Origin of the sequence: Streptomyces graminofaciens, assembly GCF_030294945.1 — a bacterium.
Classification (GTDB): Bacteria; Actinomycetota; Actinomycetes; order Streptomycetales; family Streptomycetaceae; genus Streptomyces; species Streptomyces graminofaciens.
This window is the reverse complement of record NZ_AP018448.1, coordinates 5,305,476-5,325,311: the sequence shown is the minus strand read 5'-3', so window position 1 is coordinate 5,325,311 and position 19,836 is coordinate 5,305,476. Positions and strand designations below refer to the sequence as shown.

Genomic DNA, 19,836 nt, shown 5'->3' with positions numbered 1-19,836 from the left:
AAACAGTGAAATCGGGCGGCCGGGGACGTGTCCATGACCAATCCGTGTGGGGGCGGATTCTTTCTTACCGGACGGCGGGTGGCAAGCACTTACTGCGCCGTGAAGCGGGGGATGCGGGGCCGCCGTGAGGTGGGGCGCGGCTCAGTGCATGAGTGTCGCCGGGCTGCCGCCGTTCGCCTCGTAGCCCGCCACCGCCAGCGCCCGGTATATCGCGTAGTCCTCCGCCGGGTCGGTGGTCAGGGTCCAGGGGAGGGCGCCCACATGGCCGTCGACATGGACCAGCTGGTTCATGGCCTCGCCCCAGCGCTCGCCGCGCACCAGGAAGAAGATCAGCAGATGGCGGACATGGGCCAGCATCGGGTCGTCGGGCCGTGCCGCGTGCACCGCGAACAGGGCGCCGTGGATCGCCTTGGTGACGACCTCGCTCTGGTAGAAGCCGCTGACCAGGTTCACCTCGGGCAGGTGCTCGAAGACGGCGAACAGTGGCATCGCCGCCAGCAGCGACCCCTGCGGGGCACGGGCCGCGGCGGCCTCGGCGAAGGAGTACGCCAGCTCGCGCGAGCCGTGCCACTTCTCGCACCAGTAGTGCAGCGCCGCCAGATGCGCGCCCATGTGCGCCGGGGCGCGGTCGAGGATCCTCAGCCAGAGCTGCTCGAACTCCTCGCGGGAGTAGCCGAGCCCACGCGCGACCGACAGCTCGATGATGTACGGGATCGGGTCACCGGGGGCGAGCAGCGCCGCGTCGCCGCACGCCGACCGCGCCTCCTCCATGATGATCCGGAAGTCGTCCGTGCCCGGCGACGACGTCCGCCACGCCTGCTGCACCAGGAACTCCGCGTGCACCGCGGCGCCGCCGGCGTCCTTGGGGGCCTCCGCGCGCCACACCCTCAGCCACTGCCCGCCCGGCGACTCGCTCACCCCGCCCGGCCGCTGCTGCAACTCCAACGCGGCCGCGCCCGCGAAGGCCTGCACCCGCTGCCAGCGGACCTCGCCCTCGGTCTCCGTGCCCGCGAGCAGCTGGGCGGCGGAACGGTGGTCCTGCGAGCGCTGCACGAGGTCCAGGACGTCCAGCAGGTCCTGGTCCGGGCCGGGCATCCGCACGTCCAGCAGCTCCTGCCGTACGAACCCGTAGTTCGCCGGGTCCGCGGCGTCCGGGTCGCCCGGCGCGACCTGCTGAATTCCGGCACGCCTGCGAGCCATGACCGGCCACATCACAAAGCCGATCATGAGCAGTGCCATCAGGCCCCAGAGAATCTCCATACGCCAAGGGTTCCAGACGCCTCCGACAATTGGCCAACGTGGTCGGCGACGGCCCTGTCCTCGCCCTCGCGCGACCAGCCCCCACCCACCCGCACCCGCCCCACCACCATCACCCGCGAGCCATGAGGCGCACCCATAACCCGCGAGCCATGAGGCGCACCGTTTCCGCGCGGAGCATTACGCTCGACAACCATGAGCGACACCCACATCAGTCAGCACTTCGAGACCCTCGCGATCCACGCGGGCAACACCGCGGATCCCCTCACCGGCGCGGTCGTCCCACCGATCTATCAGGTCTCGACCTACAAGCAGGACGGCGTCGGAGGCCTGCGCGGCGGCTACGAGTACAGCCGCAGCGCCAACCCCACCCGTACCGCGCTGGAGGAGAACCTCGCCGCCCTGGAGGGCGGCCGGCGCGGTCTCGCGTTCGCGTCGGGACTGGCGGCCGAGGACTGCCTGCTGCGCACACTGCTCAGCCCGGGCGACCACGTGGTCATCCCCAACGACGCGTACGGCGGCACGTTCCGCCTCTTCGCGAAGGTCGTCTCCCGGTGGGGCGTGGACTGGTCCGTCGCCGACACCAGCGACCCCGCGGCCGTACGGGCCGCCATCACGCCGAAGACCAAGGCCGTCTGGGTGGAGACCCCCTCCAACCCGCTGCTCGGCATCACCGACATCCCCGCGGTCGCCCAGATCGCCCGCGAGGCCGGCGCGAAGCTGGTCGTCGACAACACCTTCGCCACGCCCTACCTCCAGCAGCCGCTCGCGCTCGGCGCGGACGTCGTCGTGCACTCGCTCACCAAGTACATGGGCGGCCACTCGGACGTCGTCGGCGGCGCCCTGGTCGTCGGCGACCAGGAACTGGGCGAGGAACTGGCGTACCACCAGAACGCGATGGGCGCGGTCGCCGGGCCCTTCGACTCCTGGCTCGTGCTGCGCGGCGCCAAGACGCTCGCCGTGCGCATGGACCGGCACAGCGAGAACGCCACGAAGGTCGCCGACATGCTCACCCGGCACCCGCGCGTGTCCCGCGTGCTCTACCCGGGCCTGCCCGACCACCCCGGTCACGAGGTCGCCGCCAAGCAGATGAAGTCGTTCGGCGGCATGGTGTCGTTCCAGGTCACCGGCGGCGAGGAGGCTGCCGTCGAGGTCTGCAACCGCGCCAAGGTGTTCACGCTCGGCGAGTCCCTGGGCGGCGTCGAGTCGCTCATCGAGCACCCGGGCCGTATGACGCACGCCTCCGCGGCCGGCTCCGCCCTGGAGGTCCCCGCCGACCTCGTACGCCTCTCCGTGGGCATCGAGAACGTCGACGACCTCCTGGAGGACCTCCAGCAGGCCCTCGGCTGAATCCGTGGGCGCTCACCAGCCCGTCACCGGTGGAGTCGTCTCCGACGGCGGCTCCACCCAGGGGCGGGCCGTCGACGCCCACACCACGAAGGCGATCACGGCGGCCAGCAGCACCAGCCACAGCAGCCGCCGGGCCGCCGTCCGGCGGCGCAGCATACGGTTCCCGCGCCGTACCGCCTCCGGGTACAGCTCGGGCGGTACCGGCGGCGGCGTGCCCTCCAGGAGCCGCCGTACGGCCGCCTCCCGCTGTCGTACGTTCACGACGGCACCACCTTCGCCACGGCCTGGGCGGGGCTGCGCGGGGGGCGCAGAACCTTCTCCATCGCGCGCGTGCACATCACTTCGACGCGCTCGACGGTCAGCCCGAGCAGCGCCGCCGTCTGCTCCTCGGCGACACCCTCGTACAGCCTGAGGACGAGGACCAGGCGCTCCCGGGGACCGAGCCCGCCCAGCACACCCCCCGGAGGGGAGCGGAAGGGCACGTACTGGTGCCAGGCCCCGCGCGCGTACCGCACGGCCAGGTGCTGACGGGCCCGGTCGTAGGGGTCCTCGCCCCGCAGCCGGTCCCAGTCGGCGTAGGTGTGGGCGAGGGCGTGGGTCAGCAGGCGACGCGCGCGCGGGTTGTCGTCCGGGGTCTCCGCCGCCAGCAGAGTGGCGGTCCGCAGCAGCCGGCCGGCCGCGCCCGCGACGAACGCCTCGAACTCCCGGGCCCGGCGGGCGCCTTGAACCGTATGCCGTTCTCGCACCACGCCTCCCGCCTGGGAGCGGCCCTGAGGGGAAACGGGGTCCGCCCCGTCTCATATCAGGTCAGAGTCGGCCGCCCGGTCAAGAGCCGGGCGGCACGCGTGTGCGTGAAGGCCGCTTGGACCCTCAGGACGGCGCCGGGGCCTCCGGGGCGGCACCCATGCGCGCGGACAGCGCGGTGTTGAACCGCGTGAGCAGCGAGCAGAACGCCTCGCGCTCCTCGGGCGCCCAGTCCTCGGTCAGATCGGCCATCAGCTGGCGCCTGGAGGAACGTACCTCCTCGAGCCGGGAGAGCCCGCGCGGAGAGAGCTGGAGCACCACCGCCCGGCCGTCCTCCGGGTGCGAGGTCCGCTTGACGAGGCCGGTGTCGACCAGCGGAGCCACCTGCCGGGTGACCGTCGACGAGTCGATCCCCATGCTCGCCGCGAGCGCCTTGACGCCCATCGGGCCTTCCTTGTCGAGGCGGTTGAGCAGCAGATACGCGGCACGGTCCATGGAGTTGCGCACCTGCCCCACGCCGCCGAGCCGGGTCTGCTCGGCACGGCGTGCGAACACCGCGACCTCGTGCTGCAGCGTGTCGAGAAGACCGTTGTCACCGACGGTCGTCATGTCCATCGACATTTCAGGTGTTGTGGGCATGGCCAAAGGCTCAATTCATGCGTGGGGCGCTGGGTTGGGGGACAGGGTACGCGGACAAAAGGCGGGCTGTACCGACGCCGCCGAAACCCGTTCCGGCCCTTGGTCACGACCGCGCTCGTCCGCTGTGAACTGCGAGACTGGTGGTCATGAGCTACCGCACCGCTGACTCCTTTCCCACGGTGACACTGGACGACGTACGGGGTGCCCAGAAGATGCTCGGTGGCATCGCACGTGTCACCGCGATGGAGGGCAGCAGGCATCTGACGCAGCTCGTCGGCGCGCCGGTCCACCTCAAGTGCGAGAACCTCCAGCGGACGGGGTCGTTCAAGCTGCGCGGCGCGTACGTGCGCATCGCCGGCCTGCTGCCGGAGCAGCGCGCCCTCGGCGTCGTCGCGGCCAGCGCGGGCAACCACGCGCAGGGCGTCGCCCTCGCCTCCGCCCTGCTCGGCGTGCGCTCCATGGTCTTCATGCCGAAGGGCGCCCCACTGCCGAAGATCAGCGCGACCGAGGAGTACGGCGCCGAGGTACGCCTGCACGGCACGGTGGTCGACGAGACACTCGCCGCCGCCCAGCAGTACGCGGCCGAGACGGGCGCGGTGTTCATCCACCCCTTCGACCACCCCGACGTCATCGCGGGCCAGGGCACGGTCGGCCTGGAGATCCTGGAGCAGTGCCCCGAGGTGCGCACGATCGTCGTGGGCATCGGTGGCGGAGGGCTCGCCGCGGGCATCGCGACCGCGGTGAAGGCGCTGCGGCCGGACGTCCGGATCGTCGGTGTGCAGGCGGAGGGCGCGGCCGCTTACCCGCTCTCGCTCGCGGCCGGCCGCCCCGTGGCGGTGGAGCACCCGGCGACGATGGCCGACGGTATCAAGGTCGGGCGGCCCGGCGACGTGCCGTTCGACATCATCGCCGACCTGGTCGACGAGGTCCGCACGGTCTCCGAGGACAACCTCTCCAGCGCCCTGCTGCTCTGCCTGGAGCGGGCCAAGCTGGTCGTGGAACCGGCCGGCGCGAGCCCCGTCGCGGCCCTGCTGCGCGACCCGGGCTCCTTCGAGGGCCCCGTGGTCGCGGTCCTCTCAGGCGGCAACGTCGACCCCGTGCTGATGCAGCGCGTCCTGCGCCACGGCATGGCCGCCGGTGGCCGCTACCTGCAGGTTCGCCTCCGCCTCACCGACCGCCCGGGCGCCCTCGCGACGCTTCTCGGGGTGTTGTCAGTGGTCGACGCTAATGTCCTCGACGTGAGCCATGTCCGGACCGATCCCCGGCTCGGGCTCACGGAGGTGGAGGTCGAGCTGCACCTGGAGACGAGGGGGCCCAGGCACTGCGCCGAGGTCGGCCACGCCCTGCGCGAGGCGGGCTACACGGTCATCGACTGAGGTCGGCACCCCGTTTGTCACTCGTTCGAGTAACTCCATTGAGAGACGCGATACATCGCGTTATGGTGTGTGTCGTGTCGCCCGACGTGTGGCCCACGCCACCTGTCGGGCAGAGCAAAACGCACAATCCTAGGCTTTTGCGAAGGAATCCGACTACGTGGAGAACTCATATGCCAGGCGCCATCTATGCCGAAGGCCTGGTGAAGACCTTCGGTGACGTAAGGGCTCTGGACGGTGTCGACCTCGATGTCCCCGAGGGCACCGTCCTGGGTCTGCTCGGGCCGAACGGCGCGGGCAAGACGACCACCGTCCGATGTCTCACGACCCTGCTGCGGCCCGACAGCGGCAAGGCGGTCGTCGCGGGCATCGACGTCCTCAAGCACCCTGACGCCGTCCGCCGCTCGGTCGGCCTCTCCGGCCAGTTCGCCGCGGTCGACGAATATCTGACGGGCCGGGAGAACCTGCAGATGGTCGGCCAGCTCTACCAGATGCGGGCCAAGGCCGCGAAGGTGCGCGCGGGCGAGCTGCTGGAGCAGTTCAACCTCGCGGAGGCCGCCGACCGGCCCGCCAAGACCTACTCCGGGGGTATGCGCCGCCGCCTCGACCTGGCGGCCGCGCTGGTGGTCTCACCACCGGTGATGTTCATGGACGAGCCGACCACCGGACTCGACCCCCGCAACCGCCAGCATCTGTGGGACGTCATCAAGCAGCTCGTCTCCGGGGGTACGACCCTGCTGCTGACCACGCAGTACCTCGAAGAGGCCGACAACCTGGCGCATGACATCGCGGTCGTCGACCACGGCCGGGTCATCGCCCGGGGCACCTCCGACGAACTCAAGGCCCGCACCGGCGGCGAGCGCGTCGAGGTCGTCGTGCACGAGCGCGAACACATACGGGACGCCGTGGAGGTGCTGACGGGCTTCGGCAAGGGCGACCCCACCGTCGAGGAGCACACCCGCAAGCTCACGGTCCCCGTCACCGGCGGCGCCAAGCTTCTCGCCGAGGTCATCCGCGAGCTGGACGTCCGCGGCATCGAGATCGACGACATCGGCCTGCGCCGGCCCACCCTGGACGACGTCTTCCTCTCCCTGACGGGCCACGTGGCGGAGGCCAGGGACGAGGAGAACGGCGCGAACGGCACGCCCGCCGACACCAAGGCACGAGGACGAGGAAAGGAGACCACCGAGTGAGCGCCGTCACCGACACCGTTCGGGTCCCCCCGCCCGGCAACCCGATCACACAGTCCGTCCGGGACTCACTGGTCGTCGCCAAGCGGAACCTGATTCGCATGTCCCGGATCCCCGAGATGGTGATCTTCGGGCTGATTCAGCCCATCATGTTCGTGGTGCTGTTCAGCTATGTCTTCGGCGGCTCCATGAACATCGACGGAACCACGGACTCCGCCGTCTACCGCGAGTTCCTGATGGCAGGGATCTTCGCCCAGACCGTCACGTTCGCAACCGCGGGCGCCGGTGCCGGCATCGCCGACGACATGCACAAGGGGCTCATCGACCGCTTCCGCTCCCTGCCCATGGCGCGCGGGGCCGTGCTGACCGGACGTACGCTCGCCGACCTGGTGCAGACGGCTCTCACGCTGTTCGTGCTGGCCATGGTCGCCCTGCTGGTCGGCTGGCGGACCCACACCAGCATCGGCGAGGTGCTCGGCGCCTTCGGGCTGCTGCTTCTGCTCGGGTACGCGTTCACCTGGGTCGGCGCGCTCATCGGCCTCTCCGTGCGCACCCCCGAGGCCGCCACCTCCGGCGGGCTGATCTGGCTCTTCCCGGTCACATTCATCTCGAACGCGTTCGTGGACTCCAGCCGGATGACGCCCTGGCTGCGTCATGTCGCCGACTGGAACCCGTTCAGCGCCACGGTGCAGGCCTGCCGTGAGCTGTTCGGCAACCCCGGGGTGTCGACGTCGACGGCCTGGCCGATGCAGCACTCCGTGTGGGCCTCGCTGATCTACTCGGTCCTGATCATCCTCATATTCCGGACGCTGTCGGTACGGAAGTACCGCTCGGCGACGGCGTGAGGGACGAGCAGCCGGCGTGTTCCGCCCGCCCGGACACCCGGCTATGACGAGCCCCCGGCGCCGAGAGGGCGCCGGGGGCTCGGGGACAGCGGTGGGAGCGGCGGGCTCAGCTCTGGTAGGGCTTCGCCTTGAGGATCTTCACCGAGGCGAACTTGCCGTTGGGCAGCTCGTACTGCGCGTCCTGGCCGACCTTCTTGCCGATCACACCGGAACCGAGCGGGGACTGCGGCGAGTAGGTCTCGATGTCGGAGCTGGCGTACTCGCGGGAGGCGAGCAGGAACGTCACGGTGTCGTCCTCGTCGCCGTCGAAGGCGATCGTCACGACCATGCCGGGCGCCACCGCGCCGTCCGCCGACGCCGGCGCCTCGCCGACCTTGGCGTTCTCCAGGAGCTGGGTCAGCTGGCGCACACGGAGCTCCTGCTTGCCCTGCTCCTCCTTGGCCGCGTGGTACCCGCCGTTCTCGCGCAGGTCGCCCTCCTCGCGCGCGGCCGCGATCTTGGCGGCGATCTCCGTGCGCGCAGGACCAGACAGGTAGTCCAGCTCGGCCCTGAGCTGGTTGTACGCCTCCTGGGTCAGCCAGGTGACGTTCTCGCTGGTCTGGGTCACAGGTGCTCCTCGTAGGTACTGGGAATACAAAGCATCGCCCTACCCAGAAGAATGTTCTTTCACGAGTGGGCGAAACCACGAGCCTAACAATTCAGTGGCCGAAGGGGGAGGACATAAACCACAAGAAAAACGTCCACGCAGGTCAGCGTGGTGACACCCGGCGGTGATGCCGACCGGGGTCAGTTCGCGTGGCAGCCGAGGAGCTCGGCGGTGGTGCCGCGGGACGTCGTACGGAGGGTGAAGACCTTGTCGATGGTCGTGGTGTCGGCGTCGAAGCGGAAGTCGGCGCGGCCGACCTCGGCACCGTCCTCGGCCTGGGAGCGCACGGTGCAGTAGGCCTCGACGCCGGCGTCCTTGTCGCCCCTGAGGTGCACCTTCACCGAGTTCGCGGAGGTCTCGAAGGTGTAGATCTCGACGCTGACCCTGTTGCCGACGACGTAGTGGTAGGCGAACCAGCCGACGAGGACGAGCATTGCCGCGCCCAGGGCTGCGCCGATGACCTTGAGCTTGTGGTCGGCGCGCCCGTCCGCGGAGCGGCCGTAGCGGCCGTCGGGCAGCTGGGTGCTCGCCGTGCTCATGATCGTCCTCTCGGAAAGGGTCGGGACGAAGATCCCGAAAGGGGCGCCAGGTCCGGGCCGGCCCGGACGCGGGAATTTTCCGCCCCCCGATTCGGTCACTATAGAAGCCTCCCGCCCAGCACCTGACGGCCGCCCCACACGGGTGTCCGAGCGGGACGGCAGTATTGACTCACCGGATCGCGCCGGGCCGAGTCACCGATCGTTCAGGCCCGCGCCGACTTACGAGGGAATGAGTCTTGACTGACCAGCTGCGACTGATGGCCGTGCACGCGCACCCCGACGACGAGTCGAGCAAGGGTGCGGCCACCATGGCGAAGTATGTGTCCGAGGGGGTGGACGTGCTGGTCGTGACCTGCACGGGCGGGGAGCGCGGCTCCATCCTCAATCCGAAGCTGCAGGGTGACAAGTACATCCAGGAGCACATCCACGAGGTACGCAAGAAGGAGATGGACGAGGCTCGCGAGATCCTCGGCGTCGAGCAGGAATGGCTCGGTTTCGTCGACTCCGGACTCCCGGAGGGCGACCCCCTGCCGCCGCTGCCCGAGGGCTGCTTCGCCCTGGAGGACGTCGACAAGGCGGCCGGCGAGCTGGTTCGGAAGATCCGCGCGTTCCGTCCCCAGGTGATCACCACCTACGACGAGAACGGCGGCTATCCGCACCCCGACCACATCATGACCCACAAGATCTCGATGGTGGCGTTCGAGGGCTCGGCGGACACCGAGAAGTACCCCGAGGTCGAGTACGGCCCGGCCTACCAGCCGCAGAAGCTCTACTACAACCAGGGCTTCAACCGTCCGCGCACCGAGGCGCTGCACAACGCGCTGCTCGAGCGGGGCATGGAGTCGCCGTACGGGGACTGGCTCAAGCGGTGGGACGAGTTCCAGCGCAACGAGCGGACGCTGACCACGCACGTCCCGTGCGCCGAGTTCTATGAGATCCGTGACAAGGCTCTCATCGCGCACGCCACGCAGATCGACCCCGACGGGGGCTGGTTCCGGGTGCCGCTGGACCTGCAGAAGGAGGTCTGGCCGACCGAGGAGTACGAGCTGGCGAAGTCGCTCGTGGACACCTCGCTTCCGGAGGACGACCTCTTTGCGGGCATCCGTTAGCCCTGGGGGACAATGCCAGACATGAGCGTAAGCCTGGCAGTCACGCACCTGGTTCCCCTCGCCAAGGAGCTGGACAAGAACAAGGTCACCCCCGGCGTCCTCGGCTTCATCGTCTTCGCGGTGATGGCCCTGGCGGTGTGGGGCCTGATGAAGTCGATGAACAAGCACATGGGTAAGGTCGACTTCCAGGAGGCCCCGGAGGGTGACTCCGATGCCTCCGGCAAGGCCCGGAGCGGGGCGACCGGCGCGCCCAAGGCCCAACAGGGCTGAGCGCTGACTGCCGCGCCCCGCGCGCGGCAGTCAGTGGCTCGCCGTCACCGCCACCCCCATCACCTCGCGGGCGTGGCGGTTCGGGACCATGCCGAGAGTCCAGGCGCGCCAGCCGGACTCCAGGTTGACCCCGCGCTCCAGCAGCAGCTGGTACGCCTCGATGTACTCGGCGAGCTTCTCGTCCCGCAGGGGATGGGACGTGCGGACCAGCTGCGACAGCTCCTCCTCGGCCACGGCCGTGCCGATCTCGACACCGCCGGCCGCGGCGTAGGGAAGCAGGGTGCAGCGCAGGAAGCGGGCCCAGTCCTCGCCCCGGCGGTCGCCGTACGACATGAAGAGGCTCGCCGCCTCGTCGCACAGGGCCAGGGCCTGCTGCGGGCGGGTGTTGCCGGCGTCCACGACCGCCAGTTCCAGGCAGGTCCACGCCTCGCCGTGGGCGACGCCGATGCGCTGGAAGTCCGCTCGGGCGTCGACGAGGAGCTGACGGGCGAAGCCCGAGTTCCGCAGGGAGCCCGTCTGGACCGCGCGCTGGTCGCGGGTGACCCGGGCCGAGTGGTGGCGGGCGCAGGCCAGGCCGTACATGTCGCGCATCCGGGAGAACATCGTCCTCGACCGTTCCAGCTCCCGTACCGCCTGGTCCAGGTTGCCCGTCTCCTCCAGGGCCTGGCCGAGGTAGTAGCCGCTCCAGGCCTCGCCGCGGGCGTCCTCGTTGTCGCGGTGCCGGGAGAGGGCCTGGCGGAAGCCGTCGACGGCGGCCGAGGCGTCGCCGGCGACGAGGCGGGCGCGGGCCAGCTGGGTCATGGCCCAGGCCTGGCCACGGGCGTCACGGGTACGGCCGAACAGATCGAGCGCGGCGCGCAGCTCGCTCTCCGCGCTCGGCACGTCGCCCATGCGCAGCCGCAGCTGGCCGAGCTGGAAGTGGGCCCAGCCCTCGCCGTGCAGGGAGTCCTGCTGGCGGTGGATCACCAGGGCGCGGGTGAGCAGATCCAGGGCGTCGGCCAGGCGGGAGCGGTCACGTTCCACGGCGGCGAGGGCGTGCATGGTCCAGGCGCGGTCGGCGGCCAGTTCCGGCGCGGACTGCATGCCCAGCGCCTCGAAGAGCTTCGCCGCGGCCTCGGTCAGATTGCCCTGGTGGTGGAGGGTGATGCCGAGCGAGCACAGGGCACGGGCCGCGCCCGCGTCGTGGTTCGTCTCCATGTAGAGGTCGACCACCGAGGTCAGGGTCGACCGGGCCTTGTCCAGCTCGCCCAGCTGACGGGCCGCGATACCCGTACGCCACTGGACCGAGCGCGTCAGCAGACCCTGGTCGATGGACTGGGCGAGTTCGCTCAGCTCGCCGAGGCGGTAGAGGTCGCCGCGCAGCAGGCAGTAGTCGCACAGGGCGCCCAGCAGGCTCAGTACGGCGGCCTGGTTGACGCCCTCCGCGTGCCGGAGCGTGGAGGTGATGAAGCTGGTCTCGTCGTCCAGCCAGCGCAGCGCCTCGTCCAGCGACACGAAGCCGTGCGGGCCGAAGCGGTCCGAGCGGGTCGACATGTTGCCGTCGACCAGGCGCAGCACCGAGTCGGCGAGATCGGCGTACGTGACGATCAGCCGCTCCTGGGCGGCCGTGCGCTCGCTCGGCGGCTCCTCGTCGAGGAGGCGGGCCTGGGCGAAGTCGCGGACCAGGTCGTGCAGCCGGTAGCGGTTGCCGTGGACATGGTCGATCAGTCCGGTGCGGGCCAGCGTGGTGAGGTGGCGGGTCGCCTCCGTCTCGTCGGTGGCGAGCAGGGAGGCGGCCGCCGCCGCGCCCAGGGAGGCCCGCCCCGCCAGCGCCAGCCGGCGCAGCAGTCGGCGTGAGGGCTCGGACTGGTCGGTGTAGCGCAGCCACAGCGCGCGCTCGACCGGCTCGACCGGGCCGTACGCGCCGAGGTCCGTGGCCAGTTGGCCGGGGGTGCGCGCGCCGAGGGAGGAGCCCGCGATGCGCAGCGCGAGGGGTAGGCCGCCGCACAGCTGCCGGATCCGGGCCGTCGCTTCGGTGTCGTACCCGCCGGCGGACCTCTCCTGGGCGGCCGAGTCCAGCAGTTCTTCCGCGCCCGCCGCGTCCAGCGCCTCGACCGGCAGCTGGTGCACCTGGGCGGGCAGGTCGGCGGGCAGTGGGAGCGGGCCCCGGGAGGTGACCAGGACGAGGCTGTCGGAGCGTTCGGGGACGAGCGTGCGGACCTGCTCGGGGTCGGAGGCGTCGTCCAGGACGATCGTCACCGGCAGCCCCGTCAGATGCTGGTGGTAGAGCTCGCTCAGTCGCCTGACCTGCTGGTCCTGCGAGGTGCGCTCACGGAAGAGGAGCTGGTCGCGTGGGGCGCCGAGGCGGTTCAGCAGATGCATCAGCGCGTCCCGGGTGGAGAGCGGGTCCTCCCCCGGGCTGTCGCCGCGCATGTCGACCACACACGCGCCCCGGAAGTAGTCCCGCAGGTCGTGGGCGGCGCGGACGGCGAGGGCGGTGCGGCCGGAGCCGGGCGTGCCGTGCAGGACGACGACCGTCGGCCGGGTCTCGGTGGCGGCCCGCGACGCCTGCACCCACTGCCGGATCTTGCCCATCTCCTGCCGACGGTCCGCGAACCGGTCGTCGGGTTCGGGGAGTTGGGCGAAGGACTGCTCCAGTACGTTGCGCCTGCGGGCCGCCGCGCTCTTGTCGGCGCCGCGCAGCTGGGGCGCCTTCTTCTGCGCCGTGGAGGCGGCGATCACCCTCTGCTGGTCCAGGAACGGGCGTATCCCGCGCACCTCCAGCGCCGTCAGCCACTGGAGTCTCAGCTGCTCCGGGCCGCCCGGCTGGCCCAGGGCGCCCGCGCGATGGTGCGCGGCGGGGAGGTGGGAGGCGGTCACCTTCAGGACGGTGGCCGCGGCGCCCACGACCCCGACGGTCACGCCCGCGCCGACGGCCGTGCCGGTGCCGGTGCCCAGCACCAGGTCCGCCACCACGGTCGCGGCCGCCGCGACGGCCGCCACCAGCAGGGGAGTTCCGGCCCCCTCCTTCGCGTACCGCTGGCCGAAACTGATGTGCCCGGCCGCCGATTCGTCCAGTGCGCGGGTGTACGCCTCGTACTCCTCCGCCGCGTTCTGTGCCAGGGAGTCCAGGGCCGCTTTCGCCCGCGACAGCAGGACGGTTCCATCGCTACGGCCGCCGGACCTGCGCACCTCCTCCTCGACCGCCCGGACCAACAGCGCCTCGGCCTCGCCCCGATGGCTGTCGCGCATCACACGTCCCCCTCTGCCGAAACGGCCTACCCAGGTCAGTGTGGAGCGAATGGGGCGCACTGGCGAGAGGGCGTGATCGCTCCGCCCCGGGCAGAGGCCTGATCGCCGTGGGTGACGGGGGTTGTTCGGCGGGTGCCGGGTGCGTCGTGGCTCGACGAGGACGGCCAGCCTCGCCGCCGGCGAGGACGTAGTCGCGTCGCGCGGTTCCCCGCGCCCCTTACGGGGCGCACCCGGCGAATGGAGGCGCGCTGCGGAATGATGGGCTCTATGGCGAACCGACTGGCCCATGAGACCTCCCCGTATCTTCTTCAGCACGCCGACAACCCGGTGGACTGGTGGCCCTGGTCGGTCGAAGCTTTCGCCGAGGCGCGGGAGCGGAACGTGCCCGTGCTGCTCAGCGTCGGGTACAGCAGCTGTCACTGGTGTCACGTCATGGCGCACGAGTCCTTCGAGGACCGGGCCACCGCCGATCTCCTCAACGAGCACTTCGTGAGTGTGAAGGTCGACCGCGAGGAGCGGCCCGACGTCGACGCCGTGTACATGGAGGCCGTACAGGCCGCCACCGGGCAGGGCGGCTGGCCCATGACCGTGTTCCTGACCCCGGAAGCCGAGCCCTTCTACTTCGGTACGTACTTCCCGCCGGCGCCCCGCCACGGCATGCCCTCCTTCCAGCAGGTCCTGGAGGGCGTGCGGGCCGCCTGGGCCGACCGGCGGGACGAGGTCACCGAGGTCGCCGGGAAGATCGTGCGGGACCTCGCGGGGCGCGAGCTGAAGTACTCCTCCATGGACGTGCCGGGTGAGGAGGACCTGGCGCAGGCGCTGCTCGGGCTCACCCGGGAGTACGACGCCTCGCGCGGCGGCTTCGGCGGGGCGCCCAAGTTCCCGCCGTCCATGGCCGTCGAGTTCCTGCTGCGCCACGCCGCCCGCACCGGCTCCGAGGGCGCGCTCCAGATGGCCCGGGACACCTGCGAGCGCATGGCCCGCGGGGGTATCTACGACCAGCTCGGCGGCGGTTTCGCCCGCTACTCCGTGGACCGCGAGTGGGTCGTCCCGCACTTCGAGAAGATGCTCTACGACAACGCCCTGCTCTGCCGTGTCTACGCCCACCTCTGGCGGGCCACCGGCTCCGAGCTGGCCCGGCGCGTCGCCCTGGAGACCGCCGACTTCATGGTCCGGGAGCTGCGCACGGACGAGGGCGGTTTCGCTTCCGCGCTCGACGCCGACAGCGACGACGGGACCGGCAAGCACGTCGAGGGCGCCTACTACGTGTGGACCCCGGCTCAGCTGACCGAGGTGCTCGGGGAGGAGGACGCCCGGCTCGCCGAGCACTACTTCGAGGTCACGGCGGAGGGGACCTTCGAGCACGGCTCGTCCGTGCTTCAACTCCCGCAGCGCGAGGGCGTGTTCGACGCCGAGAAGATCGAGTCGATCAAAGAGCGGCTGCATCGGGCCCGTTCGCTGCGGCCCGCCCCCGGCCGCGACGACAAGGTGGTCGCCGCCTGGAACGGGCTCGCCGTCGCCGCGCTCGCCGAGACCGGCGCCTACTTCGACCGCCCCGACCTGGTGGACGCGGCCATCGCCGCCGCCGACCTCCTCGTACGGCTGCATCTGGATGAGAAGGCGCACCTCGCCCGGACCAGCAAGGACGGGCAGGTGGGCGTGAACGCGGGGGTGTTGGAGGACTACGCGGACGTCGCCGAGGGGTTTCTGGCGCTGGCGTCGGTCACGGGGGAGGGGGTGTGGCTGGAGTTCGCCGGGTTGCTGCTCGACCATGTGCTCGCGCGGTTCGTGGACCAGGAGTCGGGCGCGCTGTACGACACCGCCGCCGATGCCGAGAAGCTTATCCGCCGGCCCCAGGACCCCACCGACAACGCCACGCCCTCGGGGTGGAGCGCGGCCGCGGGCGCGCTGCTGAGCTATGCCGCGCACACCGGCTCGGAGCCCCATCGGGGCGCCGCCGAGCGGGCGTTGGGCGTGGTGAAGGCGCTGGGGCCGCGGGCGCCGCGGTTCATCGGCTGGGGGCTCGCCACCGCCGAGGCGTTGCTCGACGGGCCGAGGGAGGTCGCGGTCGTCGGGCCGGAGGGGCACCCGGGGACCAGGGAACTGCACCGGGCGGCGCTGTTGGGGACCGCGCCGGGTGCCGTGGTCGCCGTGGGGACCGCGGAGAGTGACGAGCTGCCGCTGCTGGCCGGCCGTCCGCTCGTCGGAGGTGAACCGACCGCTTACGTCTGCCGTAACTTCACATGTGACGCCCCCACGACCGATGTCGACCGCCTCCGGGCGGCCCTGCGAACGGCTCTGAGCGGCTGAAACCAGTCGGTAACATATTGGTGCAAGGCCCACCAACTGGCTGGTAACCGGCCCGTGTGGCGACACGTCCGATTACATGTTCCCCCGAACGGAAACACGCTTTTTATCGGAAGCGTTCCCCGGGTTCACAGTTTCCCCTTAGTCTCCCCACAGTGACGCGACGGGAGTAACTCTCCGTTGTGCAGGGGGTATTGGGGATCTGGGGGGATCTTTCTTGCTGACGTCTGTCTTCATAGCCGTCGTCTCGCTGGCCTTGTTCTGGATGGCGGCTTTCACCTTGTGGTGGCAGATGCACGCGTGGCGTACGCCCGAAGTGCTGGCCTCCACCCGTTTCAGCAGACCGGACGGCGACGAACATGTGTCGTTCTCACTGCTGCTGCCCGCACGGCACGAACAGGCCGTGCTCGACCACACCATCCAACGACTCCTCGAATCCAGCCATGAGGACTTCGAGATCATCGTGATCGTCGGCCACGACGACCCCGAGACCACCGCGGTGGCCCGGGCGGCCGAGAAGCGCGACCACCGGGTCCGCGTCGTCGTCGACCACCACGAGAAGAAGAACAAGCCGAAGGCCATGAACACGGCGCTGCCGCACTGCCGCGGCGACGTCGTCGGGGTCTTCGACGCCGAGGACCAGGTCCATCCGGAGCTGCTGTCCCACGTCGACCACGCCTTCCGCACCACGGGCGCCGACGTCGTCCAGGGCGGTGTGCAGCTCATCAACTTCCACTCCAGCTGGTACAGCCTGCGCAACTGCCTGGAGTACTTCTTCTGGTTCCGCTCCCGGCTGCATCTGCACGCGCAGAAGGGGTTCATCCCGCTCGGCGGCAACACCGTCTTCGTCCGCACCGGCGTGCTGCGCGACGCCGACGGCTGGGACCCCGAGTGCCTCGCAGAGGACTGCGACCTGGGCGTCAGGCTGTCCAGTGTCGGCAAGAAGGTCGTCGTCGCGTACGACTCCGACATGGTCACCCGCGAGGAGACCCCGGACAGCCTGATGTCGCTGATGAAGCAGCGCACCCGCTGGAACCAGGGCTTCCTGCAGGTCTACCGCAAGAAGGACTGGAAGCAACTGCCTGGCTTCCGCCAGCGGTTGCTCGCCCGCTACACGCTGATGACGCCGTATCTCCAGGCGATCTCCGGAGTGATCATCCCGCTCAACGTGGCGATCGCGCTCTTCCTCGACGTGCCCGTCGGCGTCGCCTTCATCACCTTCCTGCCGGCCGTCACCGCCCTCGTCACCTTCGTGTTCGAGGTCGTCGGACTGCACGACTTCGGCAAGCAGTACGGCCTGCGCGTCCGGTTCGTGCATTACCTCAAGCTCGTCGTGGGCGGCCCCTTCTACCAGGTCCTCCTCGCCGGTGCCGCCGTCCGCGCCGTATGGCGCGAGCAACGCGGCCGCAACGACTGGGAGTTGACCAGCCACGTCGGCGCACATCTCGTGAACGCGAACGTGAACCGAGAGGACGTTCCTGCGTGACCTCCACACTTCCCGCGGCGACCAAGACCGAAATCGAAGTCAAGGTCCCCGCGCAGCGGACAGCCGCGCCCACAGCCGGTTCGGCCAGTCGAACAACCGTCTCTTCCGCCCCTACTCGTCTACGTTCGTCCCGCCCAGACCTCATTCTCTGTGGCCTCCTCCTCGTCGCGATCCTGGTCGTCCAGGGCTGGAACATCGCCGACTACCCGGCCCTCAGCGACGACGAGGGCACCTATCTCGCCCAGGCCTGGGCCGTCCAGGAGGGCAGAGGACTCGCCCACTACACCTACTGGTACGACCACCCGCCCCTCGGCTGGATCCAGATCGCACTGCTGACCTGGATTCCCGCCCACGTCGCCCCCGAGTCGATGACCGTCGGCTCGATGCGTGCGGTGATGCTGGTGATCAGCGCGGTCAGTGCCGTGCTCGTGTACGTCCTCGGCCGCCGTCTCGCGCTGCCCCGCTGGGCCGCCGGGCTCGGCATGGCCCTGTTCGGCCTGTCCCCGCTGTCGGTGGTGCTCCAGCGCGAGATCTTCCTCGACAACATCGCGGTGATGTGGACGCTGCTGGCGTTCTGCCTCGCCGCCTCGCCCAGCCGCCACCTCTGGCACCACTTCGCCGCCGGGCTCGCCGCCGCCGCGGCCGTCCTCACCAAGGAGACGATGCTCCTCGTCCTGCCCGCCGTGCTGCTCACCATGTGGCGGCACAGCCACCGGGACACCAGGAAGTTCGCCATCACCGGCGCCGTCACCGCCTGCGCCCTGATCGGCGCCTCCTACCCGCTGTTCGCCGGGCTCAAGGGCGAACTGCTCCCCGGCGCCGGCCATGTCTCCCTCTGGGACGGCATCGCCTACCAGATGAGCCGCCCCGGCTCCGGCTTCATCCTCACCGAGGGCACCGGCTCGTACGGCGTCCTGCAGTCCTGGCTGTACTACGACCGCGTCCTGCCGCTCGGCGGCCTGGCCGGCGCCGTGCTGCTCCTGATCACCTGGCGCTGGTCGGTGACCGCCCGCGCCCTCGCGGGACCCGCGCTCGCCGTCGCGATCCTCGCCGGCATGGCCCTGCGCCCCGGCTACCTCCCCGCGATGTACGTCATCCAGGCGCTGCCCTTCCTCGCCCTCGTCCTCGCGGGCGGCACGGCGAGCGTCGCCCACGGCGTCCTGCGCAGATGGCGCAGCGCGACCGAGAAACGGGCCCTGACCTGGGCGCGCCACGCGGTCGCCCTCGCCCTCGCCGCGGCCGCCGCCGCGTACGTCGTCCCGCGCTGGTACGACGGCAACCACACCGCCATGACCTTCGACGCGAACGCCCCCTACCAGCAGGCGTCGAAGTGGCTGGGCACCGAGGTGGACGACCCCGGCGACACCCGTGTCCTCGTCGACGACGCCCTCTGGCTCGACCTCGTCCACGAGGGCTACAAGCCAGGCCTCGGCGTCATCTGGTTCTACAAGGCCGACCTCGACCCCGCCGTGACGAAGACGATGCCGCGCGGCTGGCGCGACCTCGACTACGTGGTGGCCTCGCCGACGGTCCGGCGCGACGCGGCCGACCTGCCCAACGTCAAGGCCGCGATGGAGAACTCGACGCCGGTGGCCACCTTCGGCACCGGCGAGGACCGGGTCGAGATCCGCAAGATCCAGGCCGCTGGAGGCGACCGATGAGCAGTGGCTACGAGTCCGTCGTCCCCGAGGAGCTGGGCGACCCGGCCGTCCGGGCCGCAGAGGTTCCGGAGCCCGGGGCCGTCACCATCGTCGTACCGACCTACAACGAGTCCGCCAACGTACGGGAGTTGCTGCACCGGATCACCGAGACGGTGCCCTCGCGGCTGCCCTGCGAGGTCGTCTTCGTCGACGACTCCACCGACGACACCCCGGCCGTGATCAACGAGGCCGCGCAGGACTGCCCGTTCCCGGTGACCGTGCTGCACCGCGAGAAACCGGTGGGCGGGCTCGGCGGCGCGGTCGTCGAGGGCATGAAGGCCGCCACGTCCGACTGGATCGTCGTCATGGACGGTGACCTGCAGCATCCGCCGTCCCTGGTACCGGAGCTGGTGGCGACCGGGGAGCGGTCGTCAGCGGGTCTGGTGGTCGCCTCCCGCTACATCAAGGGCGGCAGCCGGGCCGGACTCGCGGGCAGCTACCGCGTGGCCGTCTCACGCGGGGCGACCTGGCTCACCAAGTCGTTGTTCCCCCGCCGACTGCACGGCATCAGCGACCCGATGAGCGGCTTCTTCGCCATCCGGCGCAGCGCGGTCACCGCCGAGATCCTCCAGCCGCTCGGCTACAAGATCCTCCTCGAACTCGCCGTGCGCAGCCGCCCGCGCCAGGTCACGGAGGTGCCGTTCGTCTTCCAGGACCGGTTCGCGGGGGAGTCCAAGTCGACCGCGCAGGAGGGCCTGAGGTTCCTGCGCCACCTGGTCGGACTGCGTACGGCGTCCCCACTCGCCCGCATGATCGTCTTCGGCCTGATCGGCGTCACGGGCTTCGTCCCCAACCTCGTCGGCCTGTGGGCGCTGACCGCCGCGGGCATGCACTACGTCCCCGCCGAGATCCTCGCCAACCAGCTCGGGGTGGTCTGGAACTTCTACCTCATCGAGCATCTGTGCTTCCGCGAGCGGCGGAGGCACCGCAAGGGGTGGGACCGCATCGGCAGGTTCGCGCTGCTCGCCAACGCCGACCTGGTGCTGCGCATCCCGCTGATCGCCCTGTTCGTCGGCCGGTTCGGGATGGGGGCGCTGACCGCCACCGCGCTCGCGCTGGTCACGACGTTCGTCCTGCGCTTCGTTGGGACGGAAGCGCTGGTCTACCTGCCGCGCAGGAGCCGCACAGCAAGGAGAACCAGGTGAACCAC

The 19,836-nt window shown here is 70.5% G+C and carries 17 protein-coding genes; 10 read left to right on the top strand and 7 right to left on the bottom strand.

Translation table 11 applies throughout. The features are described 5' to 3' along the window. Positions 1-141: 141 nt before the first annotated feature. Entirely contained in the window at positions 142-1,260 is a 1,119-nt protein-coding gene (locus SGFS_RS22675; protein ID WP_286252868.1) for a hypothetical protein, read from the bottom strand. Positions 1,261-1,452: 192 nt separating this feature from the next. Here SGFS_RS22675 and SGFS_RS22670 point away from each other — a divergent pair, with 192 nt between their 5' ends. Beyond that, complete coding sequence (locus tag SGFS_RS22670; protein ID WP_286252867.1) at positions 1,453-2,607, top strand: cystathionine gamma-synthase; 1,155 nt, start codon at positions 1,453-1,455, stop codon at positions 2,605-2,607. A 12-nt stretch (positions 2,608-2,619) separates the two neighbouring features. Here the strand turns inward: SGFS_RS22670 and SGFS_RS22665 are convergent, their stop codons facing one another. The 3 genes from SGFS_RS22665 to SGFS_RS22655 form a co-directional block, all read right to left on the bottom strand. Further along, a complete protein-coding gene (locus SGFS_RS22665) occupies positions 2,620-2,868 on the bottom strand; it encodes a hypothetical protein (RefSeq protein WP_286252866.1) in 249 nt (82 codons plus the stop codon). Further along, positions 2,865-3,353: a sigma factor-like helix-turn-helix DNA-binding protein gene (locus SGFS_RS22660; RefSeq protein ID WP_286252864.1), complete on the bottom strand. Its 489-nt coding sequence runs from the start codon at positions 3,351-3,353 to the stop codon at positions 2,865-2,867. The genes SGFS_RS22665 and SGFS_RS22660 overlap by 4 nt, the downstream gene beginning before the upstream one ends. 124 nt (positions 3,354-3,477) lie before the next feature. Further along, positions 3,478-3,972, bottom strand: coding sequence for a MarR family winged helix-turn-helix transcriptional regulator (locus SGFS_RS22655; RefSeq protein ID WP_286260013.1), 495 nt, complete (start codon positions 3,970-3,972; stop codon positions 3,478-3,480). A gap of 164 nt (positions 3,973-4,136) precedes the next feature. Here SGFS_RS22655 and ilvA point away from each other — a divergent pair, with 164 nt between their 5' ends. The 3 genes from ilvA (at position 4,137) to SGFS_RS22640 (ending at position 7,398) form a co-directional block, all read left to right on the top strand. Beyond that, positions 4,137-5,366: a threonine ammonia-lyase gene (gene ilvA, locus SGFS_RS22650; RefSeq protein WP_286252863.1), complete on the top strand. Its 1,230-nt coding sequence runs from the start codon at positions 4,137-4,139 to the stop codon at positions 5,364-5,366. A 170-nt stretch (positions 5,367-5,536) separates the two neighbouring features. Further along, the gene (locus SGFS_RS22645; protein WP_286252861.1) at positions 5,537-6,556 is read left to right on the top strand and encodes an ATP-binding cassette domain-containing protein; all 1,020 of its coding nucleotides are present in this window, start codon (positions 5,537-5,539) and stop codon (positions 6,554-6,556) included. Then, positions 6,553-7,398 (top strand): ABC transporter permease, encoded by an 846-nt coding sequence (locus SGFS_RS22640; RefSeq protein WP_286252859.1) that lies wholly within the window; start codon positions 6,553-6,555, stop codon positions 7,396-7,398. Before SGFS_RS22645 ends, SGFS_RS22640 begins: the two co-directional genes overlap by 4 nt. A 106-nt stretch (positions 7,399-7,504) precedes the next feature. Here the strand turns inward: SGFS_RS22640 and greA are convergent, their stop codons facing one another. Together greA and SGFS_RS22630 are read right to left on the bottom strand one after the other, a co-directional pair. Beyond that, entirely contained in the window at positions 7,505-8,005 is a 501-nt protein-coding gene (gene greA / locus SGFS_RS22635; RefSeq protein WP_286252857.1) for a transcription elongation factor GreA, read from the bottom strand. 179 nt (positions 8,006-8,184) lie between these two features. Beyond that, positions 8,185-8,583, bottom strand: coding sequence for a DUF4307 domain-containing protein (locus SGFS_RS22630; protein WP_286252855.1), 399 nt, complete (start codon positions 8,581-8,583; stop codon positions 8,185-8,187). A 236-nt stretch (positions 8,584-8,819) separates the two neighbouring features. On the opposite strand from SGFS_RS22630, the gene mca reads away from it, so the two are divergent. Both mca and SGFS_RS22620 read left to right on the top strand, forming a co-directional pair. Beyond that, complete coding sequence (gene mca / locus SGFS_RS22625; RefSeq protein WP_286252853.1) at positions 8,820-9,692, top strand: mycothiol conjugate amidase Mca; 873 nt, start codon at positions 8,820-8,822, stop codon at positions 9,690-9,692. Between the two features lie 21 nt (positions 9,693-9,713). Then, entirely contained in the window at positions 9,714-9,962 is a 249-nt protein-coding gene (locus SGFS_RS22620; protein ID WP_286252852.1) for a hypothetical protein, read from the top strand. Positions 9,963-9,992: 30 nt separating this feature from the next. Here SGFS_RS22620 and SGFS_RS22615 read toward each other — a convergent pair whose 3' ends face one another. Then, complete coding sequence (locus tag SGFS_RS22615) at positions 9,993-13,193, bottom strand: tetratricopeptide repeat protein (protein ID WP_286252851.1); 3,201 nt, start codon at positions 13,191-13,193, stop codon at positions 9,993-9,995. Between the two features lie 267 nt (positions 13,194-13,460). Here SGFS_RS22615 and SGFS_RS22610 point away from each other — a divergent pair, with 267 nt between their 5' ends. From SGFS_RS22610 to SGFS_RS22595, 4 genes are all read left to right on the top strand, one after another. After that, entirely contained in the window at positions 13,461-15,503 is a 2,043-nt protein-coding gene (locus SGFS_RS22610; RefSeq protein WP_286252850.1) for a thioredoxin domain-containing protein, read from the top strand. A gap of 214 nt (positions 15,504-15,717) precedes the next feature. Beyond that, complete coding sequence (locus SGFS_RS22605; RefSeq protein WP_286252848.1) at positions 15,718-16,986, top strand: glycosyltransferase; 1,269 nt, start codon at positions 15,718-15,720, stop codon at positions 16,984-16,986. Then, on the top strand, positions 16,983-18,647 hold the full coding sequence (locus SGFS_RS22600) for an ArnT family glycosyltransferase (RefSeq protein WP_286252847.1): 1,665 nt from the start codon (positions 16,983-16,985) through the stop codon (positions 18,645-18,647). Before SGFS_RS22605 ends, SGFS_RS22600 begins: the two co-directional genes overlap by 4 nt. Next, entirely contained in the window at positions 18,644-19,831 is a 1,188-nt protein-coding gene (locus SGFS_RS22595) for a glycosyltransferase (protein ID WP_286252846.1), read from the top strand. Before SGFS_RS22600 ends, SGFS_RS22595 begins: the two co-directional genes overlap by 4 nt. Positions 19,832-19,836: the final 5 nt, after the last annotated feature.